This is a genomic window from Peribacillus sp. NJ11, from assembly GCF_030348405.1.
GTDB lineage: Bacteria > Bacillota > Bacilli > Bacillales > DSM-1321 > Peribacillus.
Map to the genome: position 1 here is coordinate 228,661 of NZ_JAUCFO010000001.1, position 14,567 is coordinate 243,227.

Genomic DNA, 14,567 nt, shown 5'->3' on the forward strand with positions numbered 1-14,567 from the left:
CAGGATTTTGGTAAATGTCCCTTATGGGAACGGTAAGAATATTACTAAAAGGTCATTTCATCGATTAATGTTTCTTAAATCCTTGCTTCTCCACATAATCTTTCATGTATAACCTGCTTTTCTTTCCAAGCATGGCAGCCATTTGCTCGGTCCAGGTGTCTTTTCGTTTACCTTTAGTCCGACGCTCGTAATAACTCGAGATCGTTTCATTGTACTCTTCAAGCTGTCCGATGAATTCCTGCTTATCCTCCTGATATCCATTTTCATGATAGATATTGGACTGCGGCAAACGCGGCTTTTTATCAGAACGGTTTTTCGGATATCCGACCACTAGGGCGAATAACGGAATGACCCGATGAGGTATATTCAAAATCTCTGACACTTCCGGGAGATTATTGCGGATCCCGCCGATATAGCAAATGCCAAGATCCATCGATTCTGCGGCCAGTGCTGCATTTTGAGCAGCTAGAGCAGCATCAATACAGGCAACCATGAATTTCTCCGTACTTTCAATCGATTCAGTCAGGTCCGTGTTTTCCATTTCGGAAACCATATCCTGACGATATAAATCAGCACAAAAGACGAATAGATGCCCATTCTTCTCTACATAAGATTGTGGTCCGGCAAGTTCAGCAAGCTTGGCTTTCTTTTCCGGATCGGATACCCCTATGATTGAATACGCTTGAATATAACTTGAAGTCGATGCAGCCTGGGCACATTCCACAATCGTACTGATTTGCTCCTCAGACAATAGCTTGTCCTCAAAAGAACGAATGGAACGGTGATCTAAAATCTTCTCAATAATATGATTCAAAGCTCCCACCCCTATTCAATATGTAAAGTGAAACAAAACAACCATCATCGGGGCTGAATCTACCGCGATGACAGTATGCAGTGATGAAACTCAATCTTTTGTTTTCAAATCCAATTCACGGTAATTTTGCTGTCTCAATGCTTCATAAACCAAGATGGCAGCCGTGTTCGAAAGATTAAGGGAACGTACTTTATCCGTCATTGGAATCCTTAGGCACCTATCCATATTTTCATGGATCAGCTCTTTCGGGAGACCTGTCGTTTCACGGCCAAAAATGAAGTATATCTCACTGTCTTGATCACTGTAATCGAAGCTGGAATGCGGCTGCTCCCCGAATTTCGTTAAGTAATAAAATTCACCGCCGGCATTCTTTTCATAGAACTCTTCCAACGAATCATAATAATGGATCTTTACATTCTCCCAATAATCGAGACCGGCCCTTTTGAGCTGTTTGTCATCCGTTGAGAAACCGAGCGGACGAATGAGATGTAAAGACGTATCCGTCCCTGCACACGTTCTTGCGATATTGCCTGTATTTGCTGGAATCTGTGGTTGATATAAAACTACATGTATTGACACTTCATTTTCACCTCTAGTTTAAACTTCACCTTAATTATAGCATTAAACAAAAAAGACTAAAAACCAATCACCTTCCATCCAAAATCGCAAAGAATTTATAAACGATATTCGGTGTATACCTAGTCGAATCCTCATACGTCCAATACCGGTGTCGGCTGTTCATCGTATGGGCATTCACAAGCGGCATCCCATCCTGATCCTTCGCCGTTACGATCAAGTTATGATCAAACCGCCCATCCCCTTCGAAATCTATACAGAGGATATCACCCAAATTCAATTCCTTGGCCGTCTTCACCTGCTTTGTCCTGATGGCATTCCCGGCTTTAAGCAGATGATATAAAGAATGGGCCGTCGTCCATGTGTAACTCCAGCTTTTCCCTCTTATCCACCAGCCCTTATTTTTGTTTGGCGCCCCCCACATCGGGATTCCTCCCGCATGTAAACATTGTGAAATGTAATTCGTACAATCATCAGTGAATTTATTATAAGCCGGATTGAATTCGTTCCACCAACGCTCGGCATATTGGACGGCCTTCATCCGATCGTACTTATATGCGAGACGATCTGCACCTGGATCAGATTCTGGCGGTACCTCTTCCGTTTCAATGGTGGGAAACAGCTCACGTTCATCCACTATATACCCATTTCGAAACCGAGCCTCCCGTTCTTCCATTTCTTCTTCTATATAAAATGAATCCTCCTGTTTCAATAAATATTGCAGGTGCACATGATAAGTCAGGACAGTCTCCATGTCTTCCTTTCTCTTCGAATGTACCTTGCCTGCAGCATTCACCCGAACAATTTCCGCAGCACGGTTCCTCATCAAATCCTTTTTCAGATGTAACTTCCTTTCACTCCGTTCCTGATTATCGGAAGTATAAAACTCCACTCTTTCTTGTAAAAGGCGTTGCAATTGATTCCTCAAGTTCATGCCCTCCTTCTTACCATCTATGCTAATGTGTATGTATGAGGGCATGGACAAAAACACAACTTCATAAAATGAGGGTTTCAACCCTTTCGAATCTTATAAATATATAGAAAGTTTCCTTGAAGGAACTCGGAATATCTTAAGCAAAAAAGCAGCCCCGTTAATATTAACGGGGCTGCTACGTCTTACATATCATTTTGTTTCCAAGGTAAACTGTAGTCCTTTTTCTATTTCCGCCAATACCTCTTCATCCGTTTCCTTCATTCGTGCTTCTTCCAGTATGGAAACGGCCTGCTCCCGACCAATTTTACCAACTGCCCAGGCTGCCGTTCCCCGTATGACGGGCCGCGGATCATCCTTCATGACCAGGATCAATTCAGGCAATGCCGTTTCATCTTTGAAGTGGGCCAATGCTAAAATGGCATTTCGTTGGATTGGTTTTTTACCGCGCCAAGAGCCAGATACATGGCCGTATGTCTCTTTGAATTCCCGATTTGAAATCGTAAGCAGAGGTTTCAACAGCGGTTTTGCTAACTCGGGGTCGGGTTCCATCTCTTCATGAAGATGAAAATCCATTCCTTTGTTTTTGGGGCATACGGTCTGACATGTATCACATCCATACAAACGATTGCCTATTTTCGTCCTGAACTCATCCGGTAGGAAACCCTTTGTCTGCGTTAAGAACGCAATGCAACGCTTGGAATTTAGCTGACCACCCTGAACGAGCGCACCTGTCGGGCAAACATCGACACATTTATTGCATGTCCCGCATTGATCTTCCATCGGTTGATCCGGTTCAAATGGCAGGTTGGTGATCATGTCTCCCAAGTAGACATAAGACCCGTATTCCGGAGTGATGATCATACTGTTTTTTGCACTCCAGCCAATTCCTGCCCGCTCAGCAACAGCCCGATCTGATAATTCGCCCGTATCAACCATTGACTTCGCCATTGCCCCTGGCACTTTATCTTTAATGAAATCCTCAAGTAACTGCAATTTATTCCGAAGGACGGCATGGTAATCCGTTCCCCACGAAGCCCGACAAAAAATCCCGCGTCGCTCACCTTTTGTACTTTGCGGAGCATCCTTCAATTTCGAAGGATACGCAAGCGCAATCGAAATGATGGATTGCGGTTTATCGAATATCAATTCAGGCCTGACCCTTTTTTCTATATCGGCTTCTTCAAACCCTGACTGATAATCCAGTTCCTGTTGACGTACCAGCCGACCTTTCAATTCGGTAAACGCCGTGGCCGATGTAAACCCGATTTTATCGATGCCGATCTCTTTACTATATAAAATCACTTCTTGCTTGAATGTATTCATATCCATATTAATCACCTACGTTCATTCAGTATTCCCATCGAAGCTTGTATTCATTTCAAACCATTGCTATCTATGATAAACTAATTCCAATCATTTTTGGAGGTGTAACGTCTTGGAAATTACCATATCGGCTAATCTTAGCAGCAAAATCCCTGAATTCAAAGTTGGGATCATTACATATGAAAACATCGAAGTAGGTCCCTCCCCGCAAATGGTGAAAGGAAGACTTCAATTATTTCAGGAGGCTCTTTTCTTCGACCTTGAAGAAAAGGAGTTGACCGACTTTTCCGGCATTAAAGAGTGGCGAGAGATTTTCAAGACCACAGGAACCAACCCGTCACGGTATCGCCCATCCGTGGAAGCCCTTTACCGCCGCGTTAAAAAACAGAATTACTTGACACCCATCCATTCAGCCATCGATTTGAATAACTTCTTCTCCCTTTTATATGAAGTTCCTATCGGCATTTATGATGCGGATAAATTAGCGGGTGACATCTCGATTAAGATTGGCGAGGGAACAGATGGTTATGACGGTTTGAACGGCCGCTTGAATTCCATGGAAAATATGATTACATCAGCCGATCATGATGGTGCTTTCGGAAGTCCATACGTTGATTCAGAACGAACGAAAGTCACCGAAGAGACGAAAAGGGCCATCCAAATCATTTATTTACAACCCAAGACTCCAATCACTGAAGCCCATCAGCTAACGAAATCTTTGATGGACATGTTCCTTGAAATACACGGTGGTGAAGGGACTTACTCGATTGTAGAAGGATAATCAAAATTGAACGGAAATAAACCCTTTCCACAATCGGAAGGGGTCTTTTCATAATTTCCAAGGAACTAGCTAGTATCCTTTTATTTACCCTCTCGTCCACCCCGATAAAGGAGTATAATGATTCCTGAATGGAAGAGCATATAAGAATGATTGAAATAGCAAGATTAGATTTGGACACAGTTAATGTAAGCCAACTACTTGAAATTAATTTCATACTTTTGTTAACCATTACTATAATAGTTTTTCATTACCTCTTTTGACCAATTGGGTTGTTTCACTTGGCCAATCGGGCCAAATTCAGACAAATAAGGTTTAATATCCAATACTGGAGTTCCATCAATGGCATCCAAAGCCCTCACAGTTATCTTTAGACCCTCTACTTTTAACAATTCACATCTGGATACACCAAGCTGATTTGGCCTTGCTTTGGCCCTTTGAGAAAAGATACCTACCTTTGGCCAATCAGTTCGATTTCTTGGATGCCTGGCATTGAACTGAATTTTGTCAGGGTCCACTTTATTCATATAAAATATGACTTCAATATGTGAAAATTGTTCTAATCCAAACAGGCAATCTTCTTTGAATTTGGATTCATCCATAATTATCTCGGAAATTACTTCTCCCCAATAATCATCTTCCAAATTAACTCTATTATTTTGGATTAAACCTATTGGTTCTAAAAGTAGTGACATTTTCGCTTCCCCCTCCATATTCACAATTCAAAATGGATCCATTGAACAAACTTCCCGAAATTCTCCTCTAACCATTAAAGGATCAGGATTTACGCGAAAACATGAAATATATTTACTCTCATTATCAATACTACAAGATTGGGTAGTCGCATTACAAATATTTCCTTCAATACCTTTTATTCAAAGAAGCAATCGCAACAATAAACGTTTGTTTGGACAAAAAAAGCACACCCTTGTTCAAACTGATTCTACTACCGTAGTTAATCAGTTTGAACATGAGTGTGCTGCATCAAAATAGCCACCCTCCTGGATGGTAATTTTGGACAATAAAAAAATTCCACTGTAAACAGTAGAATCCTAGTTATAATATTTAAACGCAAAGCTTCGTTCTCCAGGTAACGAAACCCTACGTTATGAGTATGTATTGGAGCGGGTGAAGGGAATCGAACCCTCATCATCAGCTTGGAAGGCTGAGGTTTTACCACTAAACTACACCCGCATAATCCTTGTAGAACTTTGTCGAATTACCAACAAAATTAATTATATAGTTTAATGTGAAAAAATGCAATAGTTCTTTTTAAAAAAATTTAAATTAATGGATTGTAACGATAATATATTCATTCACTTTAGTAAAGATGTTAAAAAGTCCCCTGATTCAGAGAACTTTTTCATCCTATATTATGTTATGACCATATGACTTCCATTAACCGCGGATAAACCTGCTGTGCCGTTTCAAGCAGCATGATTAACTTCCTGAACGCGAGATCCGGTACGATATCCCCCTCGATGGAGTATGAATACCTAATGGAAATCGTCCCATTTTCTTCATAAAGCTTTGAATACCTAAAATTAGCATTATATTCATTCAACAGTGTATGTACATCCTGTTTCTTTTCAGGATTCTTCAACTCGGCGACATTAAAGCAAAATAAGTCCGCCACATTTTCATCTTCATTGAATGCAAATACTAAAAGGACCTTCCACCCGTCCTTTAACTTTTGCTCAGCTCTAAAAAAGGTGGTGCCATCTTCATTCAACTCATTCATATAGATTTTCTCACTAGTTAAAAAATCACGAAATTTAGCAACGTTTGACATGGTTCATCACCTTTCTCTATGTATTTACATTTTATAATGAAAATTGGCATTTTTACAGAGTTTTTTACAAACATTCCAATTGCATCCTATTAACAGAGGCGAAGAAATCACTCGTTAAATGAATGGGAGCCAAATATGAACTCCCTTATTAGAATCAATAGATTGATTAGCCAGTTGCTTCTCCGCAAAACTGAAGCGCTTCTTGAAGGTCCAAAATTTCCCGGCGGATTTTTGAATATCCTTCAATTTCAGGCACTTCTTTACTAGTATGTGATCTACCTTTATCTGCCGCTATCGCCATGGTTTCGAAAACATACAGCAACTGAGCGAGCTTTCTCTCTGATAGTACTGGCCGTTCAGAGGATTTCAAGCTGGCATTTAGATAATAGCCCATCTGTTCTATCGAAAATATAACGGGCCAAAGAGATTCCAGTCTAGTCTTGTTTTTGTATATCTCACCAAGGGATGCATTGTAGACCGTTAATAGATTCACCATATTTGTTTGCATTTTGTTCCTTTCGCTGCTTTCATCAATTGCAAGGTCATTATCTTTTTCAGAGAACGCCATCAATAATAACTGCCCCTGGCTTCGAATCGTTTTGGCTATCAAATGATTGAGAAGACTGGATGCCGAACGACTTCCGAGCAACAGCGACCCAATAAGACCTATCAAGCTTCCAACGACGATATCGGTTATCCTTACAGTCGCAAAAAAACTGAAATCATAACTTTGAGATGAATATTCGGCCATGATCAATGCTGAAGGGGTAAAAAACATCGCCGCCAATCCATAATTCCGAACGATGAAAAGCTCTGTAATGAATGTCAAACATAAAATGATCAGAACGATGATGAACTCTTTATGAACGGCTGCTAGAATTAAACTTGCTATCAGGAGTCCGATGACCGTCCCGAAAGTCCTTTGGACCGCCCGATGGAATGTGGCGATGATGGTCGAACCCGACATAACGGCCGCACAGGATAAGGGAATCCAGTACGAACGGTTAAAATCGGCGGAATAGGCGATGATGGCAGCAATGGTAAGGATTGTTCCATATCGAACGGAAGAGAGGAAGACAATTGAATTCTTATCGAACGCCCCAAGAAAAATGGTTTTTAAAGAAGGCTTTGAGATGGTTGCTGCTTGATCGATTTTCTTGACAGGTTCATTCATGATGGCATCTGCATTATAAATCTTCATGAATAACTCTTCCACCTCTTCAGTCATTTGGTCAGGTTGAAGGATCTTTTTTTTATTCTTTGTTTTAGATGCAATTGAACCTGCCAGGGCATGAACGGATTGACCTAATTCTTGCGGCAGTACGATATTTTTGTTCAAGGAAATTTCCAGTGCCTTCAAGAATATGGCATTCGCATGTTCATTCAATAAGAACAACCGCTTTAACTCATCTGAACTTCGCCTGTTTGAAAACCCGGCTAACAGTGTATCTTCAGCGAGTTTCATCGCCATTACCGTTCCCTGTCTTGCTTTATTGAATTTCTCGGTTCCCATGGAATCAAAGAATGCCCCCAATTCTCTGTACACCTTTCCCACCGCAAGCGATTCTGGTCCATGAGGGTTGAAAAACCAGCCTAACATACAGATTATCCAAGATAGTGCCCCACCCATTAAAACGAGGCCCCCACGCAACGGGGCCAAACTTTGATCAACTGGCATACCTGTCGCAAGTGCAAAACTCAAGACGAAGAATACCGCCGAAGGACCGGTAATCTTTAATGCACCAAATAGAAAAAAAACACTTGCCCCGATGATTCCCATCATTATGGCTGTTCCCAATTGGTATGGAGCCAAAAGCGTCCCTAAAACAACAGATAAAGCAAGACCCACCATCACAAAGAAAATCTTTTTAGCTCTTTGGTGATACGGTTGGTTAAAAACGTATAAATAAGTGAAACCTCCTATCCCTGCCAGTAAACCGTAAGCTAAATTTCCGAGTAATAAACCAATGAAAACAGGTAAGGCAGCAGCTATGCCTGCACTTAGTGCTTTTATCCAAGGAAATGGATTCTTTTTTATTTCAAAAGCCTGTTTAAATGTCGTATGTATCGCATCTAATTTCAGAGATTCGGAAGAGGACCTGTGCTTATTTTCAACCATTTTCAATTTATCCTTTCATTAATGATTCTATTAACTCTGCAGTGAAAGCTATGTCTGATGAGGTGACTTCTAATAATTAATATCCTTCATATGGATAAAAAGATACAACTAAAGGTAATGAAGGATTATCAGTTTGTAGACAAAAGGGGTTCTATCTAAATTTTAAAACAAAGTAGATTGGAGCGGGTGTGCGAGACTCCTGCGGGAAAAGCGCGTCCAGAGGATACCCCGCAGGCGCAAAAGCGCCGAGGTCGGACCGCCCGCGGAAAGCGAGTGCCTGGAGGCAAAGTTCAAATTGTACAAACTCTTAAAAAAATGTAGGCAAACTCGATTTTCATCGAGTTTGTCTACATTCTGGGATTATATCTTTTTATAAAAAGGAAAACGGCCTTTCCCCGATTGAATATCGAAAAAAGGCCGCTTTTATTATAAGCTGCTTAAAAATCACAACAAAGGCCTGCCTCCGCCGTGTTTCCATAAAACTTATAGTTTAGCGAATTCAGGTTCCGCTACTTTTACAAGCTGTTTACCGAGGTTCGTTCCTTTAAACAAACCTAAAAATGCATCTGGTGTGTTCTCGAACCCTTCAATAATCGTTTCCTCATACTTCAGCTTTCCTTCTTGGAGCCATTTTCCTAAATCCGTCGCACCCTCTTGGAATCTATCGGCATAATTTCCAACTGTGAAACCTTTCATAAGTGCACTCGTTTTGATCATCGCCGATTGCAGACGCGGTCCTAGATCTTTTCCTTCTGCATTATACGAGGAGATCGCTCCGCATAATGGAATTCGGGCATTCGGATTCAAAAGTGTGAAAACAGCATCGGACACCTCGCCGCCGACATTATCGAAATAAACATCGACTCCATCAGGAACAGCATTAGCTAAATCTGCAGTAAAACTATCCTTTTTATAATTTACGGCACTATCAAATCCGAGCTCTTTCGTTAAGTACTCAAGTTTTTCATCTGAACCTGCGATGCCAACAACTTTCGCATCTTTAATCTTAGCGATTTGTCCAACTACTGAACCAACAGCACCAGCTGCCCCTGAAACCACTACAGTTTCACCTTCTTGTGGCTTACCGATATCAAGCAATCCAAAGTAAGCTGTTAAACCGGTCATTCCAAGAATCCCTAAATGAGTTGTGACCGGAGCCACCTTAGGATCAATCACGCGGATTTCCTTTTCAGTGACAACTGTATATTCTGCCCAGTCGATATTCCCAACAACGACATCCCCTTGTTTGAAGGAATTCGATTTGGACTCTACAACTTCAGCAACAACGCCACCCGTGATGACCTTATTCAATTCAAATGGAGCAATATATGATTTGGTCTCCTGCATTCTTCCACGCATGTATGGATCGACGGATAAATATAGCGTCCGTACTAATATCTCATTATCTTTTGGTTTGGGAACTTCACTCTCAACAAAGTTAAAATCCCCTTTCGAAGGCATACCTTTTGGACGGTTTGCCAGGGTGATTATTTGTTGTTTGGTTTGTGTCATCATTCGTTCCTCCTTGGTTTTGAATACGTAATTTCGAAAAGAAGCGTATCACCGATGAAGTTCGTAGGTCAAAGAATATGACTGCCCATTGCTTCCATAACACTCTTTATGTAGCCTTTACTGGAAATCCTAAACTTGCTATGACCTATTATGTCCCATGTTTTTCATTCATATAAAGGTCATGAGCATAATGGCTGAATGAACAAAGGCTTGGTTAATAACCTTTGAGCAAATAAAAAAACCGTTTATTTTGGTCTACATTATGAAACATACAATCCATATTTTAGAGTGACAGTAAAATGAAACAAGAATTAAGGAACAGTCAGGGATAAAAAATATATCCAAGAAACTTGGATGACATAGAGAGCGGCAAACTTATCATTTTTCTCGCATATGGAATCTACAATACATGGATCTCTTCCAAGAAAAATTCAACGGCCTTTCCCCTATTGAATACCGAGAAAAGGCCGCAGCTTGAAATACTCTTTTTTATTGTACACTCGACAGGGGTACTGCCCCTTCTTCTTATGAACTGGTTTAATAAACTAACTCGTGGATAGTCTACATCAATTTTGAAATGAACATTGTTGCAATTCCAAAGTAAATAAGTAACGAGAGTATGTCATTTAGTGTTGTAATTAATGGACCCGAAGCAACTGCAGGATCGATGTTGAATTTATATAATATCAGAGGAATAATGGTCCCAGCTAAAGTCCCAATAATCAGTGTCATGACTAATGAACTTCCAACCACTAATCCCAGAACGGGATTACCCTGCCAAACATAAGCTATGATGGAAATTAAAATTCCACAGGTAACACCTATTATCAATCCAACTTTAAGCTCTCGTATAATAAGTCTGGTAACCACTCCCTTATCCGTGTCACTAGTAATCAGGCCTCTTACAACAACAGCTAAAGATTGAGTACCTGTATTTCCAGTCATACCAGCAATCATCGGCATAAAGAAGGCAAGTGCAACAACTTTGGACAATGTTTCTTCAAAGCCGCTTATAATGGTTCCAGACACTAACCCGATAAATAAAAGTAAAATAAGCCAGGGTAGCCGACGATATGCGGCCACGTGCGCCTTCGTGTCAAAATCTATGGATTTACCAGATGCCGAGAGTTTTTCAATATCTTCATTCGCTTCCTTAATGACAACATCAATGATGTCATCAACGGTTACAATTCCTAATAACTCATTATTTTTTTCAACAACAGGAATCGCTAAAAAATCATAACGCTCAATAACACCGGCTACCTCTTCTTGATCTTCATAAGCAAATACGGAGATAACCCGGCTGTACATTATATCTTGAATTTTTTCAGATTCATCATTTATTATTAAATCCCGATATGAGACAACACCCACTAATTTTTTATCGTTATCTATTACATAAAGATAGTTAATCGTTTCCGAAAACTCCGCAAAGATTTTAAGCTTTTCAACTGATTCACGAACCGTATAATGTTGGGGGATCCATACAAAACGGTTCGTCATTATTCGTCCTGCCGTTTCCGGGGGATAATTCATGATATTTTGAACGATTTTAGATTCTTCTTGTTTCATACCTGAAAGAAGTTCTTCAATTTTTTCAGGGGATAGGTTCTCTAACAATGAAGCTAGATCATCATTATCCATTAAATCCATTACATGGCCGGATTTCTCAATTCCTAATTTACTAAGAATCTTTAATTGATGTACTTTTTCAAGTTCTTGAATCAGTTCAGCAATTTGTTCTGAATCAAGGAACAACAAGAAACGTGTATGATGTTTTTCTGGGAGTCCCTCGAATATTCGAGCAATGTCATATGGTTGGAGTTCTTCTAATATTGCTTGAAATTCTTTCTTTTTTCCTTCTTTTAAAACTTTTATGATTTGTAAAGTTATTTGGTCTTCTGTCAGGACTTTCATTTTTCCCTCAACTCCTTTTAGGGGAGTAAAAAAATATTATTATTCCCCTTCAAAATCTTTGTGTTCATTCAATTTTCATTAAGCTTGGAGTATATCGCCGTGAGTGGTGACCCACAATCCTAACCTCCAGGAAAAAATAAAAACACCTCCATTACAAATGAAGGTGTTAAATACGGTATATATGCGTACATTGCCTGGAAGACAAATACAAACAGCCGTAAATGGCTGAATGACAAATACATAGCATAAATCCAGTTCCTCCATTCGTAGAGCTTTAGCACTGTGTGGCATAGGACAAAGCCAGCTACATTAAAAACCACCTTATGTCGATGGTTTCTGTTGACCCATTGGCGTCTTTCGACATTTTTGGGCAGTAGCGTATCTCCTACACAGGAGCCTCACCTAACGAGGATATTTAATTTACACATCCACTCTAAAAGAGTTTCTATTAGATGTCAATGTTTGATTTATAAATCATTCTATATATTGACCTAATATCCCTACCTTTAAAAAGGTACCATGAAAACAACACCGACTTATACGCTCTCGATTAAGACGGTCTGATTTAATGTCTCTTCGATATTTTTTAATACATCCCTCTACACAGCCGCAATGGCCATCATATTTAAAAAGATACAGTGGAAAAACAAACGCCATATTAAGGGAAAATATTGGAATTATATATTAAAACTTACTTATAATGAAGACTGATATGAGTGACTGAAACAAAAAAACACGTTAAATGTTCTAATAAAATATCTTCTTATCTCTAATTATTTTAAGAAAGGAAGTTGCTCAAATGAAAAGACTTTTTTCGATTATATGTATTATAGTAAGTGCTTTTGTATTGATGGCAGGCTGCAGAACCAAGGACACGGAACAAGTGGATGAGAATTCGAAGGATGTGAGCTCGTTGAAAGCCATTGAAGGTAGGTGGGAAGGAGATATAAAGATTCCAAATCAACCGTTTCCAAAGCGTTACATAAGGAAAAAGGAGATTCTGAATTACTTATACTCGAAAAGATTAAAACCAAGAGAACTGAAGAATACACACTTTCGTCCCGAGCATTATTAATTTTTGGGAGCAACGCGCTTATCGCGACTTTCTACCTAGTTTTTCTCAATTGGTTTCCGATAGGTTGGGGAAATTGATATCGCTTTCGGTAAGGCGGTGATCACCGTAAATGGAACAGGACTCATGGACTGTAGTCGTGAGCTGTACAGACCGTTGTTATCAGGTCATTTAATGCCGAAGCTACACATCATTCCCAAAATGGCACGAAAAATATATTCTATCGAGGTAATGTTGCAAATATTGTCCACTTAAAATAGCCCTCCTTCATTTACATGATGCTATTCACCTTGGCGAACGATCCCTTTTCAACAAAATTCACTTCAAAAAAAACACTGTTAGGTAATCTAACAAAGTGGGAGATATTGTATAAAATCATTAGTATAATTGATGAAATTACATTAAGAAAGGAAAGATCATTATGCAAATGTTTATACATGCTTTAAAAAAGAACACTACATGTATCTTTGAAATCATTTATCTGTATATACTGTTCTTTTTTTCAGAACTACAAACTACTACTGCAAGCTTATTAAAAATAAAGTAGCGATTTATGTAATTAATACCTCTTGAATAAACTTATGATAAAAGATCCTCTAGTTCCGAACATTCCCTAACGATAATTTTATTTCATCTCCAAAGTCAAAACTTTCAACAGTCAAAACAGCCATTTTTCACACTTTGTATGTACGATCCCTCAAGGGCGAATTGACAATCTCTTTGCTGGATCCAGATCAATAAGCTTGGAAATCCGACTAGCGTTTTAATAAATTGACTCAGCCCCCTGTGACTCTAGTCTAAACAACCTGACTAGAAATGCAGCTGAGCCCCTTTTATCAACAGGTAATAATTCTATCCATCATCCCAATTGAACTACCGCTTACTGGCCGTGAAACAGTGTGGAAGAAGTGTGTATCCACACTGCATCTCACGGTTCATGTTTTCTTCTTGTTGTACTACATCTTTGAGTACGACCTGCAACGCTTACTAATAACTTAGAATTCCCCTGCTTCAGCTTACTACCCCTCTTTAGTAAAATTTTAGATACAAATTACATATCATTGAATGTCGCCACTCTGTTCAAATTCATCAACATAAACTATATGCCTATATCCTGGAGGGTAATTTTCGGTTTTTATCTTTGAAACAATGGTTTGAATATCGCTTGGATAAAGATGTACTTTTCAATTGAAAAACATAAGTTCATCAAAAAGGGACAAACTGTATTTGAAAAAAGAAAGGAGATGTGAGACATGACAAAAAAATTTAATAAAGGCAGCCGTAATCAAAATTCACCGCAATTACATGGACAAGCTCCTGTTAGTGGTGACAACAGTAAAGGAAATAAAAGAAATAAAGATCAGAGCTCTAAAACAGAGTAATTAAATGAAACAAACCGGCCATATTCTGACCGGTTTGTTTCATTTGTAGATAATCTTCTTTGTTATTGTTTAGAAAGCGATCTAAATGATCTATTTCCTTCAAGTTGATGATTAATTTGGTTCCCATGGATTCTCACCAAAAAGGGAGACTCGCTGAATTACCATGTGCACTGGACACCCTTTGATTTCAAAAAAAGTCCCATTCTGTATCAGTCTACATAATCAGCGTTATCCGAACTGTAAATATAGGACGGTCGGTTTTCATAAACTTATCTGATATGAATTACTCTGGAATAGTTAGTATTCATGTTGATTGGCTATTCGATTCATTTTGTATTAAAACCTTGT

Annotated in this window: 13 protein-coding genes, 1 tRNA gene and 1 riboswitch; of the genes, 3 read left to right on the forward strand and 11 right to left on the reverse strand. The window is 39.4% G+C overall.

The genetic code is table 11. From position 1 onward, the window contains the following. Window positions 1-64: 64 nt before the first annotated feature. The 4 genes from nfsA to queG form a co-directional block, all read right to left on the reverse strand. A complete protein-coding gene (gene nfsA / locus QUF86_RS01100; protein WP_289333365.1) occupies window positions 65-814 on the reverse strand; it encodes an oxygen-insensitive NADPH nitroreductase in 750 nt (249 codons plus the stop codon). A gap of 90 nt (window positions 815-904) precedes the next feature. After that, the gene (trmL, locus tag QUF86_RS01105) at window positions 905-1,393 is read right to left on the reverse strand and encodes a tRNA (uridine(34)/cytosine(34)/5-carboxymethylaminomethyluridine(34)-2'-O)-methyltransferase TrmL (RefSeq protein ID WP_289317789.1); all 489 of its coding nucleotides are present in this window, start codon (window positions 1,391-1,393) and stop codon (window positions 905-907) included. Between the two features lie 67 nt (window positions 1,394-1,460). Continuing rightward, entirely contained in the window at window positions 1,461-2,318 is an 858-nt protein-coding gene (locus QUF86_RS01110; protein WP_289333366.1) for an amidase domain-containing protein, read from the reverse strand. 195 nt (window positions 2,319-2,513) lie between these two features. Beyond that, entirely contained in the window at window positions 2,514-3,653 is a 1,140-nt protein-coding gene (queG, locus tag QUF86_RS01115) for a tRNA epoxyqueuosine(34) reductase QueG (protein ID WP_289333367.1), read from the reverse strand. A 106-nt stretch (window positions 3,654-3,759) separates the two neighbouring features. On the opposite strand from queG, the gene QUF86_RS01120 reads away from it, so the two are divergent. Beyond that, complete coding sequence (locus QUF86_RS01120) at window positions 3,760-4,428, forward strand: B3/B4 domain-containing protein (RefSeq protein ID WP_289317792.1); 669 nt, start codon at window positions 3,760-3,762, stop codon at window positions 4,426-4,428. Between the two features lie 221 nt (window positions 4,429-4,649). Here the strand turns inward: QUF86_RS01120 and tsaA are convergent, their stop codons facing one another. The 6 genes from tsaA to mgtE all read right to left on the reverse strand — a co-directional run bounded on the left by tsaA (window position 4,650) and on the right by mgtE (window position 11,765). Further along, window positions 4,650-5,120, reverse strand: a complete 471-nt coding sequence (gene tsaA, locus QUF86_RS01125) for a tRNA (N6-threonylcarbamoyladenosine(37)-N6)-methyltransferase TrmO (protein ID WP_289333368.1) — start codon at window positions 5,118-5,120, stop codon at window positions 4,650-4,652. 425 nt (window positions 5,121-5,545) lie between these two features. After that, window positions 5,546-5,619 (reverse strand) — tRNA-Gly (locus tag QUF86_RS01130). A gap of 184 nt (window positions 5,620-5,803) precedes the next feature. Continuing rightward, entirely contained in the window at window positions 5,804-6,217 is a 414-nt protein-coding gene (locus QUF86_RS01135; RefSeq protein WP_289317794.1) for a YbjN domain-containing protein, read from the reverse strand. A gap of 166 nt (window positions 6,218-6,383) precedes the next feature. Further along, complete coding sequence (locus tag QUF86_RS01140; protein WP_289333369.1) at window positions 6,384-8,336, reverse strand: FUSC family protein; 1,953 nt, start codon at window positions 8,334-8,336, stop codon at window positions 6,384-6,386. Window positions 8,337-8,819: 483 nt separating this feature from the next. Next, a complete protein-coding gene (locus QUF86_RS01145) occupies window positions 8,820-9,848 on the reverse strand; it encodes an NADP-dependent oxidoreductase (protein ID WP_289333370.1) in 1,029 nt (342 codons plus the stop codon). A 561-nt stretch (window positions 9,849-10,409) separates the two neighbouring features. After that, window positions 10,410-11,765 carry a magnesium transporter gene (gene mgtE / locus QUF86_RS01150; protein WP_289317797.1) on the reverse strand — a complete coding sequence of 452 codons (1,356 nt, stop codon included), beginning with the start codon at window positions 11,763-11,765 and terminating at the stop codon, window positions 10,410-10,412. Between the two features lie 251 nt (window positions 11,766-12,016). After that, window positions 12,017-12,182: riboswitch (M-box (ykoK) riboswitch) on the reverse strand. Between the two features lie 382 nt (window positions 12,183-12,564). On the opposite strand from mgtE, the gene QUF86_RS01155 reads away from it, so the two are divergent. Both QUF86_RS01155 and QUF86_RS01160 read left to right on the forward strand, forming a co-directional pair. After that, a complete protein-coding gene (locus QUF86_RS01155; protein ID WP_289333371.1) occupies window positions 12,565-12,840 on the forward strand; it encodes a hypothetical protein in 276 nt (91 codons plus the stop codon). A gap of 1,250 nt (window positions 12,841-14,090) precedes the next feature. Further along, window positions 14,091-14,219 carry a hypothetical protein gene (locus tag QUF86_RS01160; protein WP_255256698.1) on the forward strand — a complete coding sequence of 43 codons (129 nt, stop codon included), beginning with the start codon at window positions 14,091-14,093 and terminating at the stop codon, window positions 14,217-14,219. Here the strand turns inward: QUF86_RS01160 and QUF86_RS01165 are convergent. Then, complete coding sequence (locus tag QUF86_RS01165; protein WP_289317798.1) at window positions 14,206-14,346, reverse strand: hypothetical protein; 141 nt, start codon at window positions 14,344-14,346, stop codon at window positions 14,206-14,208. The genes QUF86_RS01160 and QUF86_RS01165 overlap by 14 nt on opposite strands. Between the last annotated feature and the right edge of the window lie 221 nt (window positions 14,347-14,567).

What these genes read in the sequence shown, in the direction of transcription:
- queG (WP_289333367.1), bottom strand. Translation starts at nt 3,653, where the DNA reads ATGGATATGAATACATTCAAGCAAGAAGTGATTTTATATAGTAAAGAG.
- tsaA (WP_289333368.1), bottom strand. Translation starts at nt 5,120, where the DNA reads ATGTCACTACTTTTAGAACCAATAGGTTTAATCCAAAATAATAGAGTT.
- QUF86_RS01135 (WP_289317794.1), bottom strand. Translation starts at nt 6,217, where the DNA reads ATGTCAAACGTTGCTAAATTTCGTGATTTTTTAACTAGTGAGAAAATC.
- QUF86_RS01140 (WP_289333369.1), bottom strand. Translation starts at nt 8,336, where the DNA reads ATGGTTGAAAATAAGCACAGGTCCTCTTCCGAATCTCTGAAATTAGAT.
- QUF86_RS01145 (WP_289333370.1), bottom strand. Translation starts at nt 9,848, where the DNA reads ATGACACAAACCAAACAACAAATAATCACCCTGGCAAACCGTCCAAAA.
- mgtE (WP_289317797.1), bottom strand. Translation starts at nt 11,765, where the DNA reads ATGAAAGTCCTGACAGAAGACCAAATAACTTTACAAATCATAAAAGTT.
- QUF86_RS01155 (WP_289333371.1), top strand. Translation starts at nt 12,565, where the DNA reads ATGAAAAGACTTTTTTCGATTATATGTATTATAGTAAGTGCTTTTGTA.
- QUF86_RS01160 (WP_255256698.1), top strand. Translation starts at nt 14,091, where the DNA reads ATGACAAAAAAATTTAATAAAGGCAGCCGTAATCAAAATTCACCGCAA.
- QUF86_RS01165 (WP_289317798.1), bottom strand. Translation starts at nt 14,346, where the DNA reads ATGGGAACCAAATTAATCATCAACTTGAAGGAAATAGATCATTTAGAT.